At 62.3% G+C, this 17546-nt stretch carries 17 protein-coding genes; 10 read left to right on the top strand and 7 right to left on the bottom strand.

Features of this window, described 5'->3' with window-relative positions:
* Positions 1-17: 17 nt before the first annotated feature.
* Both JHW44_RS10315 and JHW44_RS10310 read right to left on the bottom strand, forming a co-directional pair.
* On the bottom strand, positions 18-695 hold the full coding sequence (locus JHW44_RS10315; RefSeq protein WP_245847134.1) for an NAD-dependent deacylase: 678 nt from the start codon (positions 693-695) through the stop codon (positions 18-20).
* A 4-nt stretch (positions 696-699) separates the two neighbouring features.
* Entirely contained in the window at positions 700-1002 is a 303-nt protein-coding gene (locus JHW44_RS10310) for a hypothetical protein (protein ID WP_089344564.1), read from the bottom strand.
* Positions 1003-1355: 353 nt separating this feature from the next.
* Between JHW44_RS10310 and JHW44_RS10305 the strand changes: the two genes are divergently transcribed.
* The 6 genes from JHW44_RS10305 (at position 1356) to JHW44_RS10280 (ending at position 8272) form a co-directional block, all read left to right on the top strand.
* Positions 1356-2054, top strand: coding sequence for an HAD family hydrolase (locus JHW44_RS10305; protein WP_218822577.1), 699 nt, complete (start codon positions 1356-1358; stop codon positions 2052-2054).
* On the top strand, positions 2051-2959 hold the full coding sequence (locus tag JHW44_RS10300) for a DMT family transporter (protein ID WP_089344565.1): 909 nt from the start codon (positions 2051-2053) through the stop codon (positions 2957-2959). The genes JHW44_RS10305 and JHW44_RS10300 overlap by 4 nt, the downstream gene beginning before the upstream one ends.
* Positions 2960-3127: 168 nt before the next feature.
* Complete coding sequence (gene lepA / locus JHW44_RS10295) at positions 3128-4927, top strand: translation elongation factor 4 (RefSeq protein WP_089344566.1); 1800 nt, start codon at positions 3128-3130, stop codon at positions 4925-4927.
* A 262-nt stretch (positions 4928-5189) separates the two neighbouring features.
* Positions 5190-5843: a protein-L-isoaspartate O-methyltransferase family protein gene (locus JHW44_RS10290; RefSeq protein WP_089344567.1), complete on the top strand. Its 654-nt coding sequence runs from the start codon at positions 5190-5192 to the stop codon at positions 5841-5843.
* Positions 5840-7234 (top strand): TolC family outer membrane protein, encoded by a 1395-nt coding sequence (locus JHW44_RS10285; RefSeq protein WP_179217727.1) that lies wholly within the window; start codon positions 5840-5842, stop codon positions 7232-7234. The genes JHW44_RS10290 and JHW44_RS10285 overlap by 4 nt, the downstream gene beginning before the upstream one ends.
* Before the next feature lie 24 nt (positions 7235-7258).
* Complete coding sequence (locus JHW44_RS10280; RefSeq protein ID WP_089344569.1) at positions 7259-8272, top strand: hypothetical protein; 1014 nt, start codon at positions 7259-7261, stop codon at positions 8270-8272.
* A 116-nt stretch (positions 8273-8388) separates the two neighbouring features.
* Here the strand turns inward: JHW44_RS10280 and JHW44_RS10275 are convergent, their stop codons facing one another.
* Genes JHW44_RS10275 through surE form a run of 3 tightly spaced genes read right to left on the bottom strand, consistent with a single transcriptional unit; the run spans position 8389 to position 11063 of the window.
* The gene (locus JHW44_RS10275) at positions 8389-9534 is read right to left on the bottom strand and encodes a LysM peptidoglycan-binding domain-containing protein (protein ID WP_089344570.1); all 1146 of its coding nucleotides are present in this window, start codon (positions 9532-9534) and stop codon (positions 8389-8391) included.
* 36 nt (positions 9535-9570) lie between these two features.
* Positions 9571-10233: a protein-L-isoaspartate(D-aspartate) O-methyltransferase gene (locus JHW44_RS10270; protein WP_089344571.1), complete on the bottom strand. Its 663-nt coding sequence runs from the start codon at positions 10231-10233 to the stop codon at positions 9571-9573.
* Positions 10230-11063: a 5'/3'-nucleotidase SurE gene (gene surE / locus JHW44_RS10265; protein ID WP_089344572.1), complete on the bottom strand. Its 834-nt coding sequence runs from the start codon at positions 11061-11063 to the stop codon at positions 10230-10232. Before surE ends, JHW44_RS10270 begins: the two co-directional genes overlap by 4 nt.
* A gap of 170 nt (positions 11064-11233) precedes the next feature.
* On the opposite strand from surE, the gene JHW44_RS10260 reads away from it, so the two are divergent.
* Positions 11234-12148: a sulfite exporter TauE/SafE family protein gene (locus JHW44_RS10260; protein WP_089344573.1), complete on the top strand. Its 915-nt coding sequence runs from the start codon at positions 11234-11236 to the stop codon at positions 12146-12148.
* The gene (locus tag JHW44_RS10255) at positions 12148-13029 is read left to right on the top strand and encodes a TIGR02186 family protein (RefSeq protein ID WP_245847136.1); all 882 of its coding nucleotides are present in this window, start codon (positions 12148-12150) and stop codon (positions 13027-13029) included. The genes JHW44_RS10260 and JHW44_RS10255 overlap by 1 nt, the downstream gene beginning before the upstream one ends.
* 174 nt (positions 13030-13203) lie before the next feature.
* On the opposite strand, the gene JHW44_RS10250 is transcribed toward JHW44_RS10255, so the two are convergent.
* Positions 13204-14163, bottom strand: coding sequence for an L-malyl-CoA/beta-methylmalyl-CoA lyase (locus JHW44_RS10250; protein ID WP_089344574.1), 960 nt, complete (start codon positions 14161-14163; stop codon positions 13204-13206).
* 157 nt (positions 14164-14320) lie between these two features.
* On the opposite strand from JHW44_RS10250, the gene JHW44_RS10245 reads away from it, so the two are divergent.
* On the top strand, positions 14321-15187 hold the full coding sequence (locus JHW44_RS10245; protein ID WP_089344575.1) for a D-amino-acid transaminase: 867 nt from the start codon (positions 14321-14323) through the stop codon (positions 15185-15187).
* Positions 15188-15226: 39 nt separating this feature from the next.
* Here JHW44_RS10245 and JHW44_RS10240 read toward each other — a convergent pair whose 3' ends face one another.
* A complete protein-coding gene (locus JHW44_RS10240; protein WP_089344576.1) occupies positions 15227-15967 on the bottom strand; it encodes an N-formylglutamate amidohydrolase in 741 nt (246 codons plus the stop codon).
* A gap of 112 nt (positions 15968-16079) precedes the next feature.
* Here JHW44_RS10240 and pyk point away from each other — a divergent pair, with 112 nt between their 5' ends.
* Positions 16080-17525 carry a pyruvate kinase gene (gene pyk / locus JHW44_RS10235; RefSeq protein WP_089344577.1) on the top strand — a complete coding sequence of 482 codons (1446 nt, stop codon included), beginning with the start codon at positions 16080-16082 and terminating at the stop codon, positions 17523-17525.
* Positions 17526-17546 lie beyond the last annotated feature (21 nt).

Raw genomic sequence — 17546 nt, 5'->3', positions numbered from 1 at the left:
AGGGCAGGGCATCTGTGTCATGAAAGCGACGCCACCCAGCCGGGCACCGTCTCCGAGGCCGGGCCGCGGATATGGTGGTCGAAATCGCGCGAGGTGGCACTGTTCTGCAGGTTCAGCTCGATGCAATTGGCCCCCATGCGCCCGGCATGCTGGGCAAATCCGGCCGCAGGATAGACATTGCCAGAGGTGCCGATGGCGGCGAAAAGATCGCAATCCTCCAGCGCCGCCCAGATCCGCTCCATATGATAGGGCATTTCTCCGAACCAGACGATATCCGGCCGTGCCGCAAGCGCCGCGCAGGACGGGCATGGCGTTTGCGGGGACATTTCCGCCGGGGCAGGCCAGCGATGCCCGCAACTGGCGCAAAGCGCGGTGCTCAGGGAACCATGCATATGGATGACATCCGGGCTTCCCGCGCGTTCATGCAGGTCATCGACATTCTGGGTGATCAGCGTCAGATCATGTCGTCCTGCCAGTTCCGCCAGCGCGCGATGGGCCGCGTTGGGCTGTGCCGCTGCCGCGCCCTTGCGGCGGTCGTTATAGAACCGGTGAACCAGATCGGGGTCGCGGACAAAGCCTTCGGGGCTGGCCACATCCTCGATGCGATGCTCTTCCCACAGCCCGTCGCTGGCGCGAAATGTCGCCAATCCGCTTTCGGCTGATATGCCGGCACCTGTCAGAACGGTAATGCGCAAGGGATCAACGGCAATAGGCTTCGGCCGACGAGGCAAAGCGCTTGTAGCGCGCCCAGAAGGCATTGTCCGCGTTCGATTTCGACATGCGCACGACCTGCGCCTGATGGGGGTCCCTGAAGAAGGCCGCGGCGCGGCGCTGATCCGAGCGCGACAGGGTCTTGTTCGCGACACGCTGAATGCAACTGCACAGATGTCTGTTTCCTTGTGCGCGGTCGGAACGCACGCAGGCGCTGTCGATGGGGCCGGCCATGGCCAGCGGTGCCGTCAGAACGATGGCGGCCGCCGCAATCACGATACGGTTCAGCATGGGGCTGTCTCCTCGGTTTCCTGGTCTTGTCCTCAGGTGAGGGTGCGCCGGTTGACCCGGTCTGGATTCCCTTCTTAGGAGGCAAAGGTAGCAAAATCGGCGATGCCGCTCAATCTTCCAGATGATTTCCCGGTCCGGACTGTGGCGGTCGCGCGGCGTGGAAGCGGCAAGAGAGAGGCGGCCCGGCGATGCGTGCAAAGGGCATTTCACCGCTGGCAGATGGCGCGTGGCGCGGAAAAACGTGCCATTTCAGGGGCCGGGCAGGCCTCTCCGGCGCGGTCGAGCACCGGGTTTGACAAAGCGGCAGAGCCGTGATTTCGCTGCCTGACTGCGACAACGCGCCGCGAGAGGTCATGATGTTCGACGCCATAGGTCTGGATGCAGATGATACCCTTTGGGAAAACGAGACCTTCTTCCGCAGCACGGAAGCGGCTTTCGCGGATATGCTGGCGGACCATGCGGAACGTGATGCGGTGACCGAACGGCTGGTCGAGACCGAAAAGCGCAACCTGTCGCGCTATGGTTTCGGCATCAAGGGCTTCATGTTGTCGATGGTCCAGACGGCGGTCGAACTGACCGAGGGGCGCGTGGATGGCCATACCATCGGCAGAATCCTGGAGATGGGGCGGGATATGCTGGCCCATCCCGTGCATCTGCTGGAGGGGGTCGAGGATGCCCTGGCCGCATTGGAGAATCGCCGTCTGTTCCTGATCACCAAGGGCGACCTGATGGATCAGGAGCGCAAGATCGCAGCCTCGGGTCTGGCGGAACGATTCGCCGCGATAGAGATTCTGGCCGACAAGACGCCGGGCCAATATGCGCGGGTTCTGAAACGGCACGGCGTTGCGCCCGAACGTTTCCTGATGGCGGGAAACTCGATGAAAAGCGATGTGCTTCCGCCGGTCGAGCTTGGCGGAATCGGGGTGTTCATTCCCCATGACATGACCTGGTCAGTGGAACATGCCGAGCCCGAAAGGCATCCCCGCCTGCACGAGTTGGCAAGGATCACGGAGCTTCCGGGGCTGATCGAGATGCTGGAGTGCAGGACATGACCCCCAATGCGCGGGCTGCCCTGCTGATGACATTGAGCATGGCCAGCTTCTCTTGCGAAGATACCCTGTTGAAATTGCTGTCACGCGACATTCCGACCGGGCAACTGCTGCTGCTGGTCGGCCTGGCGGGCATGTTGCTGTTTGGCCTGTGGCTGGCCTTCAGTCCCGAAGGGCTGGAATGGCGTTTTCTCTATGTGCCCAAGGTCCTGTTGCGCAATCTGGCCGAGGCGGTGGCCGGGATCGCATTTCTGACCGCGCTGTCGATCGGCGATCTCAGCATTGCCTCGGCGATTCTTCAGGCATCGCCACTGCTGATGACCCTGGGGGCGGCGCTGTTCCTGAAAGAACCGGTGGGCTGGCGGCGCTGGTCCTCGATCATTATCGGCTTTGTCGGGGTGCTGCTGATCGTCAGGCCGGGCTCGGATGCCTTTCAGCCGGCCTCGATCCTGGCGGTGATTGCGGTCATTGCGCTGGCCGCGCGCGATCTGCTGACGCGCCAGCTGCCGGCAAATATCGGTTCGGGCTTTCTGACAGCCTCGGCATTCGGGTCGATGGCGGTGGCCGGTCTGTTTCTGATGCTGGTTGCGCAACAGAGGCCGGTCATGCCTTCGGGAGGCGAGATTGCGACCATGACGGCCTCGCTGGCGTTCGGCTTGGGGGGCTATGTCACCATGGTCATCGCGATCCGGGTGGGGGAGATCGGTGCGATTGCTCCGTTTCGCTATTCACGGCTGGTTTTCGCGATAGCCTTGGCGATGATCGTCTTTCGCGAACGCCCGGATGCGCTGACCTTGACCGGAGCCGCGATCATCGCTGTCGCCGGTGGCTATGCCATGTGGCGCGAAACCCGGTTGCGCCAGACCGGCGCAAGCGAATCGGCGTCCGGCATGGCCCGGCCCGGCTAGAAGGGGGCGAAGGCAGGGTTTGCGCGCTTTGCCGGCCCGGGTCCGGGGGCAGCCGCGCCGCCCCAACGAAGGGCCGGCGCGGCTCCGAGGCAATGCCTCGGGCAAGAAGCGGCACCCGAGGCGCGAAAGCCTCTTTTCGTGGCGTCCCGGGCCTTGTATAGCCGCCCAATGACCGAGCTGTCCCATATACGCAATTTCTCGATCGTGGCGCATATCGACCACGGAAAATCCACGCTGGCTGATCGGCTGATTCAGCTGACGGGCACTGTCGCTGAACGCGACATGAAGGCCCAGATGCTGGACGCCATGGATATCGAGCGCGAGCGTGGCATCACCATCAAGGCCAACACCGTTCGCATCGTCTATCCGGCAAAGGATGGCGAGACCTATGTGCTCAATCTGATCGACACGCCGGGCCATGTCGATTTCGCCTATGAGGTCAGCCGCTCGATGCGCGCGGTCGAGGGATCATTGCTGGTGGTTGACGCCACGCAGGGGGTCGAAGCGCAGACCCTGGCGAATGTCTATCAGGCCATTGATGCCGATCACGAGATCGTCCCGGTCCTGAACAAGATCGACTTGCCGGCCGCCGAGCCCGACCGCGTCAAGGAACAGATCGAAGACGTGATCGGGATCGACGCTTCGGAGGCAGTTCCGATCAGCGCCAAGACCGGCATCGGCATTCCCGATGTGCTGGAGGCCATCGTTACGCGTCTGCCCGCTCCGACCGGGGATCGTGATGCGCCGTTGAAGGCGATGCTGGTCGACAGCTGGTATGATCCCTATCTTGGCGTCGTGGTCATGATCCGCGTCATGGATGGGATGATCCGCAAGGGCGATCAGGTCAAGATGATGCAGACCGGCGCGACCTACCGTCTGGACAAGCTGGCCGTGCTGACCCCGGCGATGAAGGATATTCCCGAACTTGGACCGGGCGAGATCGGCGTGTTCACCGCCTCGATCAAGCAGGTGCGCGATACGCGGGTCGGCGATACGATCACGCATGAGAAAAAGCCCTGTGCGACGCCACTTGCGGGCTTCAAGCCCGCGCAGCCGGTGGTGTTCTGCGGGTTGTTCCCGGTTGATGCCAATGATTTCGAGGCGCTGCGCGACGCGATTGAAAAGCTGGCGCTGAACGATGCCAGTTTCAGCTACGAGATGGAAACCTCGGCGGCGCTTGGCTTCGGTTTCCGCTGCGGCTTTCTCGGATTGCTGCACCTTGAGGTGATCCGCGACCGGCTGGAACGCGAATATGATCTGGATCTGATCACCACCGCCCCTTCGGTGGTGTTCAAGCTGCATATGCGTGATGGCGAGGTGCGCGAGTTGCACAATCCCGCAGATATGCCCGATCCGACGCTGATCGACCATATCACCGAGCCGCGCATCAAGGCCACGATCATGGTGCCCGACGAATATCTGGGCGATGTGCTGAAGCTGTGTCAGGACCGGCGCGGCATCCAGATGGATCTGACCTATGCGGGCAGCCGCGCGATGGCGGTCTATGACCTGCCGCTGGCCGAAGTCGTTTTCGATTTCTATGACCGGCTGAAATCGGTGACCAAGGGTTATGCCAGCTTTGACTATCAGATCAGCGAATACCGCGAGGATCATCTGGTCAAGATGTCGATCCTGGTGAACGACGAACCTGTGGATGCGCTGTCGATCATGGTGCATCGCGACCGCGCCGAGTCGCGTGGCCGCGTCATGGTCGAAAAGCTGAAAGAGCTGATCCCGCGGCATATGTTCAAGATTCCGATCCAGGCTGCCATCGGCAGCCGCGTCATCGCACGCGAGACGCTGTCGGCCATGCGCAAGGATGTGACCGCCAAATGCTATGGCGGCGACGCAACGCGCAAGAAGAAGCTGTTGGAAAAGCAGAAGGCCGGCAAGAAGAAGATGCGCCAGTTCGGCAAGGTCGAAATCCCTCAGGCGGCCTTCATTCAGGCGCTGAAGATGGACAACTGACCACGCTTTCCAAGCGCGCCGGACCTTTCGGGATTCGGCGCGACATGGTAAGCGATGAAGCCAGAGATCTGTCAGCGATCCGCGAATTTCGCGGCGGCACCCTGCCAAATCGGGGTGCAGGGTGGCGCTGCAGGCGTGAAATTTGGTTCAAATCAGTGCAGATCTTTGTAAAATGCAGGATCAAGATGGCCCAAGCGGCGTTGCCCAGCCTCGTGAATCGTGGCAATAAGCGCGCAAAGCAGGTCGAGCAGAGGTTTCCGACATGACCGATTTCGCCGCGCGCCGCACCATGATGGTGGATACTCAGGTTCGTCCGAACGATGTAACAAAGTTTCCGATTATCGAAGCTATGCTGACGATTCCGCGCGAGGATTTTGTCCCCGCATCCCGTCGTGCCGTCGCCTATTCCGGAGAAAATCTGCCCTTGAGCGACAAGCGTGTCATGCTCGAGGCGCGCACTCTGGCCAAGATGCTGGATGCGCTGGATATCGAGCCGGATCACCTAGTCCTGGATATCGCTTGTGGCCTTGGCTATTCGGCCGCGGTGATCGCGCGCATGGCGGAAGCCGTCGTCGCCATTGAGGATGACGAGGACATGGCCGCCGAGGCACAGACGCGACTGGCCGATGCCGGCGTCTATAATGTCGCAGTTCTTGCCGGAGCCCTTGCCGAAGGCAATGCCAAGCAGGGCCCCTATGATGCCATTCTCATCGAGGGCGGCGTCGAAGAGGTTCCCGCTGCGATCATTGACCAATTGAAAGAGGGTGGCAAGATCGCTGCCCTGTTCGTGGAGGGGTCACTGGGCGTTGTCCGTATCGGACACCGCCTGAACGGACGCGTCAACTGGCGCTACGCATTCCATGCGCATGCTCCCTTGCTGCAAGGTTTCGAGCGCGAAAGAGGATTCTGCCTGTGAGCAAATTATCCAAGATCCGCGCTGTCGTGATCGCGGCCGGGATATCGGTCGTGACGATCGGGCAGGCCAGTGCCGAGACGTTGGCCGATACTCTGGTCGCGGCCTATCGCAACTCTGCGCTGATCGAACAGAATCGTGCTGTCCTGCGCGCGGCGGATGAAGATGTCGCCAGCGCCGTGGCACAATTGCGGCCGGTGGTGCAGTGGATCGCCGGCCACACGGTCTCGCGTAAGGAAGGCGCAACCACTCTGCGCACCACGTCGCTGGGTCTCAGCGCGGAAATGGTCCTGTATGACTGGGGGCGTTCGCAACTGGCCATCGACGGTGCGAAAGAGCAGGTCCTGGCGACGCGGCAGGCACTTGTCGCCATCGAACAGGATGTGTTGCTGACCGCCGCGCAGGCCTTTTTCGGGGTCCGCGAAGCGACCGAGCAGGTCGCGCTGCAACAGAATTCGGTTAAACTGGTCAGCCAGGAGCGTCAGGCAGCGCTTGACCGTTTCGAGGTTGGCGAGATCACCGTGACCGATGTTGCGCTGGCCGATGCCCAGTTGGCCGAGGGGCAGGCCTCTCTGGCGGCTGCGCAGGGTGACCTGGAGGTTGCGCGCGAAACCTATCTGGCTGCAGTGGGCAAGAAGGCCGGTACGCTTTCGGCACCGCCGCCCTTGCCCAAACTGCCAAAGAATCTGGATGCAGCGCGCGCCATCGCTCAGAAGAATCATCCCTCGATCCTTCAGGCACAACGGACCGCGGCTGCGGCCGAACTGGCCGTGGCGGCAGCAGCGGCGGAACGCAATCCGTCATTGTCGGGGTCGCTGAGCGCGGAAATCGTCGGCATGAACAACCCCGAGAACGGCGGCTATGATCAGCCCATCGATGGTTCGGTCGGGTTGAGCCTGAGCCAGACGATTTACTCGGGCGGCAGTCTCTCTGCCGCGCATCGCAAGGCGATGGCACAGCGCGATCAGGCCCGTGCATCGCTGCTGAATGTTGCGCGTCAGGTCAGCCAGCAGGTGGGCACCGCATGGTCGAATATCTCGGTTGCACGCGCACAGATCGGCGCGATCGATCAGCAGATATCGGCTGCACAGCAGGCCTATGACGGTGTGCGTGAAGAGGCCTCACTGGGCGCACGCACGACTCTGGACGTGCTGGATGCCGAACAGTCGCTGCTGGAGGCCCGCGCCGACAAGATCACGGCGGAAGCCAATCTGCAGTTAGCACATTATCAACTATTGGCTGCTATGGGTTTGTTGACGGTAGAACACCTGAAACTGGGGATTCCGACCTATGACCCATCGCAATACTACAATGCCGTGCGCAACGCGCCGCGCACCAGCAAGCAGGGCGAGAGCCTTGACCGCGTTCTGCGTGCAATCGGCAAGGGCAACTGAAGCCTTCCAAAACCGGGGGGCGGCATGAAAGATTCACATGGATCGCAGGATGCCGCCCGCCTGACCGAAGATATCAGCGATGTGCTTGGCACGATACGAAAGCTGATAGCCGCAGATGAAGCCGCCGGTCGTTCTCCCCGCTGGGAGAGGCAGGCCGCAGCAGACAGTCATCAGGAAACGGAAACCGACCCTGCCGAAGATCTGGCGCAACGCTATGGCGGTGAGGCAGGTCTGGCACGTCGGCTGGCCGGGGCCCGCAATGCCTCTGACTGGACCATTTCACCACCACAGCCTCGGCGCCAAGGGAAACCGGCCGACGATATCGCCCCGTCAGATCCGGATTCGACTTCCCGGCAGGAAATGCGAAGGGAACCGCCCTGGTTGAGGCCGATCGACCAGTCGGTTGCCATGCGACACAGGGTCGAGCCCGTCTTGCGACACGGGGCAACGTCCGCACAGGCTGCGGCCGCCTCGGAAGCAGGATGCCGCGTGGAACCCATCATCAGGTCGCCGCAACACGATGCGCAGCGCGAGGTTGAGCGGCCTGAGAACCGTGCGCCGCAGGATCCGTCGGAACGCAAGCGTCCGCTGCAGTTGGACCAGACCCGCCGCGTGGTTCGCGATGTGCAGGACGTCTCGATCCGTTGGCGCGACTTTGCCCGCCCGGATGACGGGCCCGGCGAGGCAGAAGCGGCAGAGAATGTCGTTCACCTGACGCACCAGACCGTGCAGGTTGCACCTGAAGACGACGATGCAAGCTTTGCCGAGGCGTTTGAATGGAAAGCGAGTCTGACAGGGCAGATCAGCCCCCGGGAAGTTGACTGCCAGGACCTGCCTGAAAGTCGTGCAGATGTGCCGTCAGATCGCTCTCCCATGGGAGTTTCTGCGAAGGAGGACGAGCGGATTCGCGAGATCCTGCGTGAAATGATCCGCGAAGAGATGCATGGGGATCTGGGGCAGCGCTTTTCGCAAAATCTGCGCGCGGTGATCCGGCGCGAAGTCGCAGCGGCAATCGACGATCAGCTTGATCGGCTCTGAACTGCGAAACATCCGGCGGGCCTGGTCCGGTTGCAGGGGGAACTCGGCAGCTTCGAGATCTCCGCTCCGGTCCTCCCGGTTGCCCCAGAAGACAGACAACCGGGAGGACCGGCGGATCAGTTCAGATAGTCTTCGGGATCAACACTTTCAAAGCCGCGGCGCACTTCGAAATGAACGACGCCCGTCTTGCCGGCTTCTCCGATGTCCTGTCCCGAGGAAACAGATTCTCCCTTGGCCACGTCAAGCGTTTCAAGTCCCGTATAAACGGTCATCAAGCCGCCATCGTGGCGCACGACAACAATGGGAACGCCCGCCGTGTCGCGGGTGATTGCCGCAACGGTGCCGCTGCCGGCAGCCTTGACCGGTGCGCCCGCCGCTGCCGCGATATCGATCCCGTCATTCTTGCCTTTCTCATAGACGCGAATGATGGACCCGCTGACCGGCATCTTGAAACGTCCGTCCGATGATGCGGCCGTGCGGGTCGAGCCCAGATCGGTTGCAGGAGGCTTGGGGCCGGGGGCTGCAGCCGGGGCGGTCTCTTCCTTGGGCAGCGGTTCGGCAGCCGAAGGGGGGCGTGGCGTGGGGCTGCCACTGCCCGGTGCGGTGGTGATTGCGGTGGGATCCTTGGGTTCCTGCCCGGCAACGGGGATCATCAGGCGCTGGCCGATTCGCACATCCATGGAATCCGGCAGGCCGTTCCAACTGGCCAGATCCTGCACGCTGACGCCGTATTTGCGCGAGATCGACCATGCCGTTTCCCCGGCGACGACGACGTGCTGTTTGGGCTGAACCGTGGTCGGCTTGCTTTGCGGTGCCGCGGATTTCTCGGCCTCGGTCTGCTTTGCGGGTTCGCCCGCAAAGGGGTCGCTGACAAGCCCGGTGGTGCTCGTTGTTCCTGCCGAGACGGCGGTCCCGGCCGCCACGGTTCTTGGCAGGACCAGTGTTGCCCCGGCCTCCAGCGGCGTGTCGGGGCTCAGGGCGTTATATTTGGCCAATTCGGATGCGCCGAGTCCCAGTCGGGCGGCGATCATCGCGGGGGTGTCCCCCTTGCGTGCGACCACCACCTGATAGTTCGGGAAGGTGATGATGCCGCGGGAATCCGCGGCGGGCCGCGGCACGGCCTTCGCGGCGGCCTCGGAAGTGTTCAGATTACCGGTCACCCAGCCGCGCAGATCCGGATCAAAGCCGGTCGTTGGTCCGCATGACGCCAGCGCGGCAAGGGTCACGCCTGCCGCCATGATCTGCAAGGAAGTCCTGCTCATTTACCTGTCCTCAACCTGCAATACTCTGGAAGGGGGTCATGTCTGTCCCAACCCCTCGACCAGCGGGACGAAACGCACCTGGCGCAATTCGTCATAGTCGAATCCCGTTTCGGTTCGGGTAACGCGGATCAGCGTCTGCACGGCGTCCGACTGCCCGACCGGCACCACCATGATACCGCCGATCTTCAGTTGTGCCAACAGCGAGCCGGGCGGATCCTCGGCCGCGGCTGTCACCAGAATCCGATCGAATGGCGCCTGATCGGGCAACCCGCGCGAGCCATCGGCGACCTGTGCGGTGATATTGGACAGGCCCAATTCGCGAAAGATCACCTCGGCTTCCTGGACCAGACGCCTGTGGCGGTCCACGGTATAGACGCGCCGGCACAAGCCCGACAGGACCGTGGCCTGATAGCCAGAGCCGGTGCCGACCTCCAGAACCGTGTCGCGTGGTCCGACATTCAGGGCCTGTGTCATCAACCCGACCACCGAGGGCTGGCTGATGGTTTGCCCGCAGGGGATGGGAAGCGGCGTATCCTCATAGGCGCGGTCGGAAAACTGGCCACGCACGAACAATCCGCGATCTATGCGCTCCATGGCATCCAGAACACGTGGATCGGTCACGCCACGAGAGCGAAGCTGAAACAGAAAACGCATCTTGCGCTCGGCTGCACTATCCTCGTTGTCGTCCTGTTCGCTCATCCGGCGTCGCTATTCGTTGGCTGGCTGCAAGCAAGCATATCGCCATTCAGCGCTTTGGCCAATCCGTCGAGCGAGTTGTGGCAGGTCAGATCTGCGCGCATCGGCGTCACGGATACGAAACCGGCCAGATTGGCAGAGACATCACTGCCCTCTGCGGCCGGCGTCTGCTGCGATCCGCCAGACACCCACATGAAGCGACGCCCGTTCGGTGCGGTATAGGGCACGACGCCAAAGCTGGTTTCGCGCCGCCGTCCCTGGGGGGTGACGCGGATGCCCTGAACGCCCGACGCCGGAACCGGCGGGAAATTCACATTGTAGAACAGCCGGAAATCCGCATCGGATTCCCAGTCGCCATAATCCAGAAGCCGCCGGACGACCCCGGCGCCATGTTGGCGGGCGGTTTCAAACGGATCCTGAAGATCCGCGGTGCGTGGGCCAAGATATTGCGACAGGGCAATTGCGGGCAGGCCCTGCAAGGCGGCCTCCATCGCGCCGCCCACCGTGCCGGAATACATGACGTTTTCACCGGCGTTGTTGCCACGGTTCACGCCAGAGAGCACCAGGTCGGGGCGGGCATCAACCATGATGTCCGAGATCGCGGCGAGAACGCAATCGGCCGGGCTGCCCTCGGCGGCAAAGCGGCGCTCGGCAAGCCGTGCCACCATGGTGGGATGCGAATAGCTGATGCAATGGGCAACGCCCGATTGTTCAAAGGCGGGTGCGACGGTCCAGACCTCGCCGCCCGGGCCGGCCAGTTCGGCGGCGATCTCTTCCAGAACCTGAAGGCCCGGCGCGTTGATTCCGTCGTCATTGGTAATGAGTATGCGCATGTCAGCCCCGCAGCACGATCTGCAGCATGACAGGTGGTCTGCCTGCTATCATCCTGTCTTGCTTAGCGATCTGCAGGACGCGCTTCAACCCGTTGCCGGCCTCCGGGAAACCGGTTTGACGCGACAGCCCGTGCGTTGCATTGTTTCGCAAACAAAAAGTGGCACGCGCGATGCAGATCTACCTTCCCATTGCCGAGGTATCGGTCAATGCGCTTACCCTGACCGGTCTTGGCGGCCTGGTCGGGCTGATGAGTGGTCTTTTCGGGGTTGGCGGCGGATTTCTGATTACGCCGCTGCTGTTCTTTATCGGTATCCCGCCGGCGATTGCGGTCGCGACCGGGGCCAATCAGGTGGTGGCCTCATCGGTGTCGGGCGTGCTGGCCCATGTCAAACGAAAGACCGTCGATTTCCGGATGGGCGGGGTGCTGCTGGCTGGCGGTCTGGTTGGCTCGTGGCTGGGCGTCTATGTCTTTACCATCCTGCAAGAACTGGGCCAGGTCGATCTGGTCGTGCAGCTTTGCTATGTCGTCTTCCTTGGGCTGATCGGCCTGATGATGCTGCAGGAAAGCCTGCGTGCGCTGCGCCGGTCCAAGAATCCCACCTATCGCAAGCGTCTGCACCAGCACATGTGGGTGCATCGCTGGCCGGCCAAGATGAAATTCAGGGCCTCGGGTCTGTATATCAGCGTTTTCCCACCTTTGCTGGTCGGGGTGGCGGTCGGCATTCTGGCAGCGATCATGGGGGTCGGCGGGGGCTTCATCATGGTTCCGGCGATGATCTACCTTCTGGGCATGCCCACGAAGGTCGTCGTGGGCACCTCGCTGTTCCAGATCACCTTCGTGACCGCTTTCACCACCCTGATGCATGCCATCAGCTATAACACCGTGGATATCATGCTGGCGGTGCTGCTGATTGTCGGCGGGGTCATCGGTGCGCAGATCGGCACCACGCTGGGGGCGAAACTGCGGGCCGAACAGTTGCGTATTCTGCTGGCGCTGCTGGTGCTGCTGGTCTGCGGCAAGCTGGCGCTGGATCTGTTCCTGCAGCCCGACGAACTGTATTCCATCAGTGCAGGAGAACATTGATGCGTGCTCTGTTCGCCCTGATGATGTCGCTCTGCCTGTTCAGTGGTGCCGCACTGGCGCAGCAGGGGGGCGGATCGACCGTGCCGCTGCACCCTGACGATCAGGGCCATTCGCTGTATCCCCATCCCGGTCTTGCCCGGGTCGAGGTCGAACCCGAACCCCACGTTCCGCCCGAGCAGGTCGTGGCGGGGCTGTCGCGGGATTCGGTCGCGATCACCGCCAGTTTCGATGGGTCGGAGATTCTGATCTATGGTGCGGTCAAGCGCGAAACGCCGATCCCCGAAGGCGATCCCCTGCAGGTCATCGTGACCATAGAGGCTCCGGCCGAGCCGCTGACCATCTGGCGCAAGGACCGCAAGCTGGGGATCTGGATCAATTCGGAAAGCGTCAATGTCGGCGCGGCACCCGGCTTCTATGCCGTTGCCACCAGCGGGCCGCTGGATGAAATTCTGGATCCCGCCTTTGACAATCGCTACCGCATTTCATTGCCGCTGGCACTGCGCGCCTTTGGCGGAGAGATCGATGTCGATGATGTCGTGCCCTACACCGAGGCGTTGATCCGACTGCGCAAGGCGGATGGATTGTATCGTCTGGACGAAGGCAGCGTGAAGGTCGTGGATCAGACGCTGTTTCGCGCCGATATCAGCCTGCCGGCCAATCTGATCGAAGGCAACTACAAGACGCGGATCTTCCTGCTGCGCGGGGGGGAGGTCGTGGATATGTATCTGGCGCCGATCGAGGTGCGCAAGGTCGGGCTGGAGCGCTGGCTCTATCGTCTCGCTTTCGATGACCCGCTGATGTATGGGCTGATGTCGCTTTTCGTCGCGGTCGCGGCAGGATGGGGCGCATCCGAGGCCTTCAGGAAACTGCGCCGGGCCTGATTGGCCCGGGCTGCGCGGGCCATGGATTTCTGATCGATCGGCTCCGGTACGGTTGCCTGCGAAGAAAGCTGATCCACCCTGCCCTAACGCGACAGGCCTCGCGACATGCGCGAGGCCTGTGCCCTCCACGGCGCGGCTTCCATCCCTCCACAGACGGCCGCCGCTTGTGTATTCCTATTTGTTCTGGATCATTTCTGCCTGTCTTACAATCACTTCGGCCTGTTTGATCGAAGCGATGTCAACCAGGCGGCCCTTGTAGACAGTGGCGCCTGCGCCGGAACGTTTGGCCTCTTCCATGGCGGCCAGAATTTCGCGGGCTTCGGTGACGGCGGCCTCGGAAGGCGAGAACACCTCATTGGCCAGCGCGATCTGGCTGGGGTGAATGGCCCATTTCCCGACCATGCCCAATGTGGCCGAGCGGCGGGCCTGGGCGCGGAAGCCCTCGTCATCCTTGAAGTCGCCAAAGGGGCCGTCAACCGGCAGCAATCCATGCGTCCGGCAGGCGGCAACGATATTCGCCTGCGCCCAATGCCAGGGATCTGACCAATACTTCTGGCCCTCGTGATGCATGTAGTAGTTTTCCTGAGTCCCGCCGATGCCGGTGGTCGCCATGCCCATCGAGGCGGCGAAATCGGCGGCACCAAGACTGATCGCCTGCAGGCGCGGGGAAGAGGCGGCGATCTCCTCGACGTGGCAGATGCCGGCCGAGGTTTCGATGATGGCTTCGAAATTGATCCGCTTGCTGCGGCCCTTGGCGGCCTCGATCGCGGTGACAAGCGCATCGACGGCATAAATGTCGCTGGCATTGCCGGCCTTGGGGATCATGATCTGGTCCAGACGCTCGCCCGCCTGTTCCAGCAGATCGACCACATCGCGATACCAGAAGGGCGTATCCAGACCGTTGATGCGCACCGACAGGGTCTTGTCGCCCCAGTCGACATCATTGATCGCCGCGATGGTATTGCGGCGCGCCTTGTCCTTGTCATCGGGGGCGACCGAATCTTCCAGATCGATATTGATGACATCGGCGGCAGAGCTGGCCATCTTCTCGAACAAACCATCGCGAGAGCCGGGGCCGAACAGCTGACAGCGGTTCAGGCGGGCGGGCGGCAGAGGTTGAGTGCGGAAGCTCATTGCTGATCCTTGCGTCTGGACGAAATGATGTTGCGCAAGCATTAGCGCAGCATCGATGGGGCTTCAAGCACGGATTGCGTACCATGGCATGCCGCCCCGATGCTTGACGAAGCCCGTCTTTCGGCGCAGGACCATCGCAAATTGTCGGAAAAAAGGAATGACGACGGTGCGGACAGTCTATGTGAATGGCGAATTTCTTCCGGAAGATCAGGCCCATGTTTCGATTTTCGACCGCGGTTTCCTGATGGCCGACGGCGTCTATGAAGTGGTCAGCGTGCTGGATGGCAAATTGCTGGATTTTGCCGGCCACATGGCGCGGCTTGAACGTTCGCTTGCGGAACTGCAGATTCCCAACCCGCTGAGCGCAGAGGAATATCTGGCGATCCATCGTGATCTGGTCGCGCGGAACGAGATCACCGACGGGCTGGTCTATCTGCAGGTGACGCGTGGCAATCCCGGTGACCGCGACTTTGCCTATCCTTCGGCGGATACGCCGCAGACGGTGGTGATGTTCACCCAGTCCAAACCGGGTCTGGCCGATGCTCCGGCTGCCCGCACCGGCTGGAAGGTGATCAGTGTCGAGGATCTGCGCTGGCATCGGCGCGACATCAAGACCGTGCAACTGCTGTATCCCTCGATGGCCAAGATGGAGGCCAAGGCCAGGGGTGTCGACGATGCCTGGCTGGTCGAGGATGGCAAGGTGACCGAGGGCACCTCGAACAACGCCTATATCGTCAAGGACGGCAAGATCATCACCCGCCAGCTCAGCCAGGACATCCTGCATGGCATCACCCGCGCCGCGGTCCTGCGCTTTGCGCGCGAGGCGCAGATGCAGGTCGAAGAGCGCAGCTTTACCATCGAAGAGGCGCAATCGGCTGACGAAGCCTTTGTCACTTCGGCCTCGGCATTCGTGATGCCGGTCGTGGAAGTTGACGGCCAGCCGGTCGGAACCGGGCAGGTCGGACAGGTCGCGACGCGTCTGCGCGAGATCTATCTGGAAGAAAGCCGCAAGGCGGTCGTCTGATCCCGCGCGCCCTCGGCCCCGGCAGCCCCCTTGCCGCGATCACAGATTGGTCGCGGCAAGCACCTGTGTCAGCACGGGGGCAAGGCGGGCGGCCCAGTCGGCCTGACCTTCGGGTGTTGCGATCAGGTCGTTCCTGACCTCGATCAGGACATTGGGTCTGCCCTGTCGCAACGCGTGTCGGTCAATCGAATCGCCATCCAGATGGCCGCTGTAGGGCTGGTTTTCACCCGTCACCCAGCCCTGATCCCGGCATGCCTGCACCAGAACAGGCCCCAGCCTTGCGTCACGATGTGAATAGAGGATGCCGACCTGCCAGGGGCGGGGAGGGCGGCCACGCAATTGTGGGGTGAAGCTGTGCACCGCGCAGATGCAGCGTGCGGGATGGCGGCCCGCCAGCTGTTCAAGCGCATTGTGATAGGGGCGGTGCAGCCGCTGCAGCCGTTCTTCGCGTTCGGCGATGCCGGCATGTTTGTTGGCCGGAATGACCGTGCCGTCATACAGGCGCATCAGCAGGGTCGGATCGTCCTCGCCGCGATTCGGGTCGATGACCAGTCGCGAGAATTGCGACAGGATGGCCGGAGCGTCCAGCCGGTCGGCAAGCTGTTCGGCAAGGCCTGCAGCGCCGACGTCAAAGGCGATGTGACGCGCCATATCCTCTGCCGCAATGCCCAGGTCGCCGCCATTGATCCAGTCGGGCACATGATTGCTGGCGTGATCACATGTGATCAGCCAACGGGACTGACGGTTTTCACCATGGGTGCGAAAGGCTTGCTGTGTCATCTGCGCGTCATCCTTCATATCGCAGGCTGTCTATGCCACACAGGTCACAGACGCCAGTTGCCGTTGAGGCATGATTGTGGCATTGGTAGCGCTAAAATTAGGGACGGCACCGATGAGACGACATCGCAATGTGAAAATCGTGGCAACCTTGGGGCCCGCCTCAAGCAGCAAGGAGATGATCCGCGCCTTGTTCGAGGCCGGGGCCGATGTGTTCCGCCTGAACATGAGCCATGGCAGCCATGACGATCACCGCGAACGTCATGCCACGATCCGCGAAATCGAGGCCGAGACCGGGCGCCCCATCGCCATCCTGGCCGATTTGCAAGGCCCGAAACTGCGTGTCGGGCAATTCGCGGATGGTCCCTATGATCTGGAAGTCGGTGCCGATTTCCGCTTTGATCTGGAAGCGACCCCCGGCGATGCCAGCCGTGTGCAGTTGCCCCATCCAGAGATCTTTGCGGCTTTGGAAAAGGGTAGCGAGCTTCTGGTCAATGACGGCAAGATTCGTCTGACCGTGAATGAATGCGGTGCCGATTTCGCCAATTGCACGGTGACCGTGGGGGGCGCGATTTCCGACCGCAAGGGTGTGAATGTGCCCGATGTGGTGCTGCCGCTGGCGGCCCTGTCTGACAAGGACCGCGCGGATCTGGAGTTCGCCTGTGAACTGGGCGTGGACTGGTTGGCGCTGTCCTTCGTGCAGCGTCCCGAGGATGTCGAAGAGGCCAAGCAACTGGCCAAGGGGCGTGCTGCGGTTCTTTCGAAAATCGAAAAGCCCGCCGCAGTGCGTGCCTTTGCCGAAATTCTGAAGGCGTCTGACGGCATCATGGTCGCGCGTGGCGATCTGGGCGTCGAACTGCCGGTGCATTCGGTGCCGCCGATCCAGAAACGCCTGGTGCGGGCCTGCCGCGCGGCTGCCAAGCCGGTGATCGTCGCGACGCAGATGCTGGAATCGATGATCGACAGCCCGATGCCGACCCGCGCCGAGGTCAGCGATGTGGCGAATGCGATCTATGAAGGCACCGATGCGGTGATGCTGTCAGCCGAAAGCGCCGCCGGCTCCTTTCCGGTCGAGGCGGTCACGACGATGGACAATGTTGCCCGCTCGGTCGAGGCAGATGCCAACTACCGTGCCATTCTGGAGGCTTCGCGCAGCGCCAATCTGCACAGCGTTGCCGATGCGATCGTGACCGCGGCCCGTGAAATCGCGGAAACCACCGATATTGCCGCAATCTGCGCCTTTACCCAATCCGGCACGACGGTCAGCCTGGTCGCGCGCGAACGCCCACGGGTGCCGATCCTGGCCATGAGCCCGGTCGTCACGGTGCTGCGCCGGATGTGCCTGACATGGGGCACCCATTGCGTGCTGACCCCGCGGCTCAGCCGCTTCAAGGAAGCCGTGGTCCTTTCTGCCCGTGCGGCGCGCGATTTTGGCTTTGCCGACGAGACGCGGCAGGTCGTTCTGACCGCGGGTGTGCCCTTCAATGTACCCGGAACCACCAACATCCTGCGCATCACCCCCTGTGACGAGCGGTTGATTTACGCCTCGGATCCGGAATAGACCCATACATCGAAACGAAAA

The organism is Paracoccus seriniphilus, from assembly GCF_028553745.1.
In the GTDB taxonomy this organism is placed as follows: Bacteria; Pseudomonadota; Alphaproteobacteria; order Rhodobacterales; family Rhodobacteraceae; genus Paracoccus; species Paracoccus seriniphilus.
The sequence above is the reverse complement of the archived record's forward strand: the minus strand, read 5'-3'. Positions and strand labels throughout refer to the sequence as shown.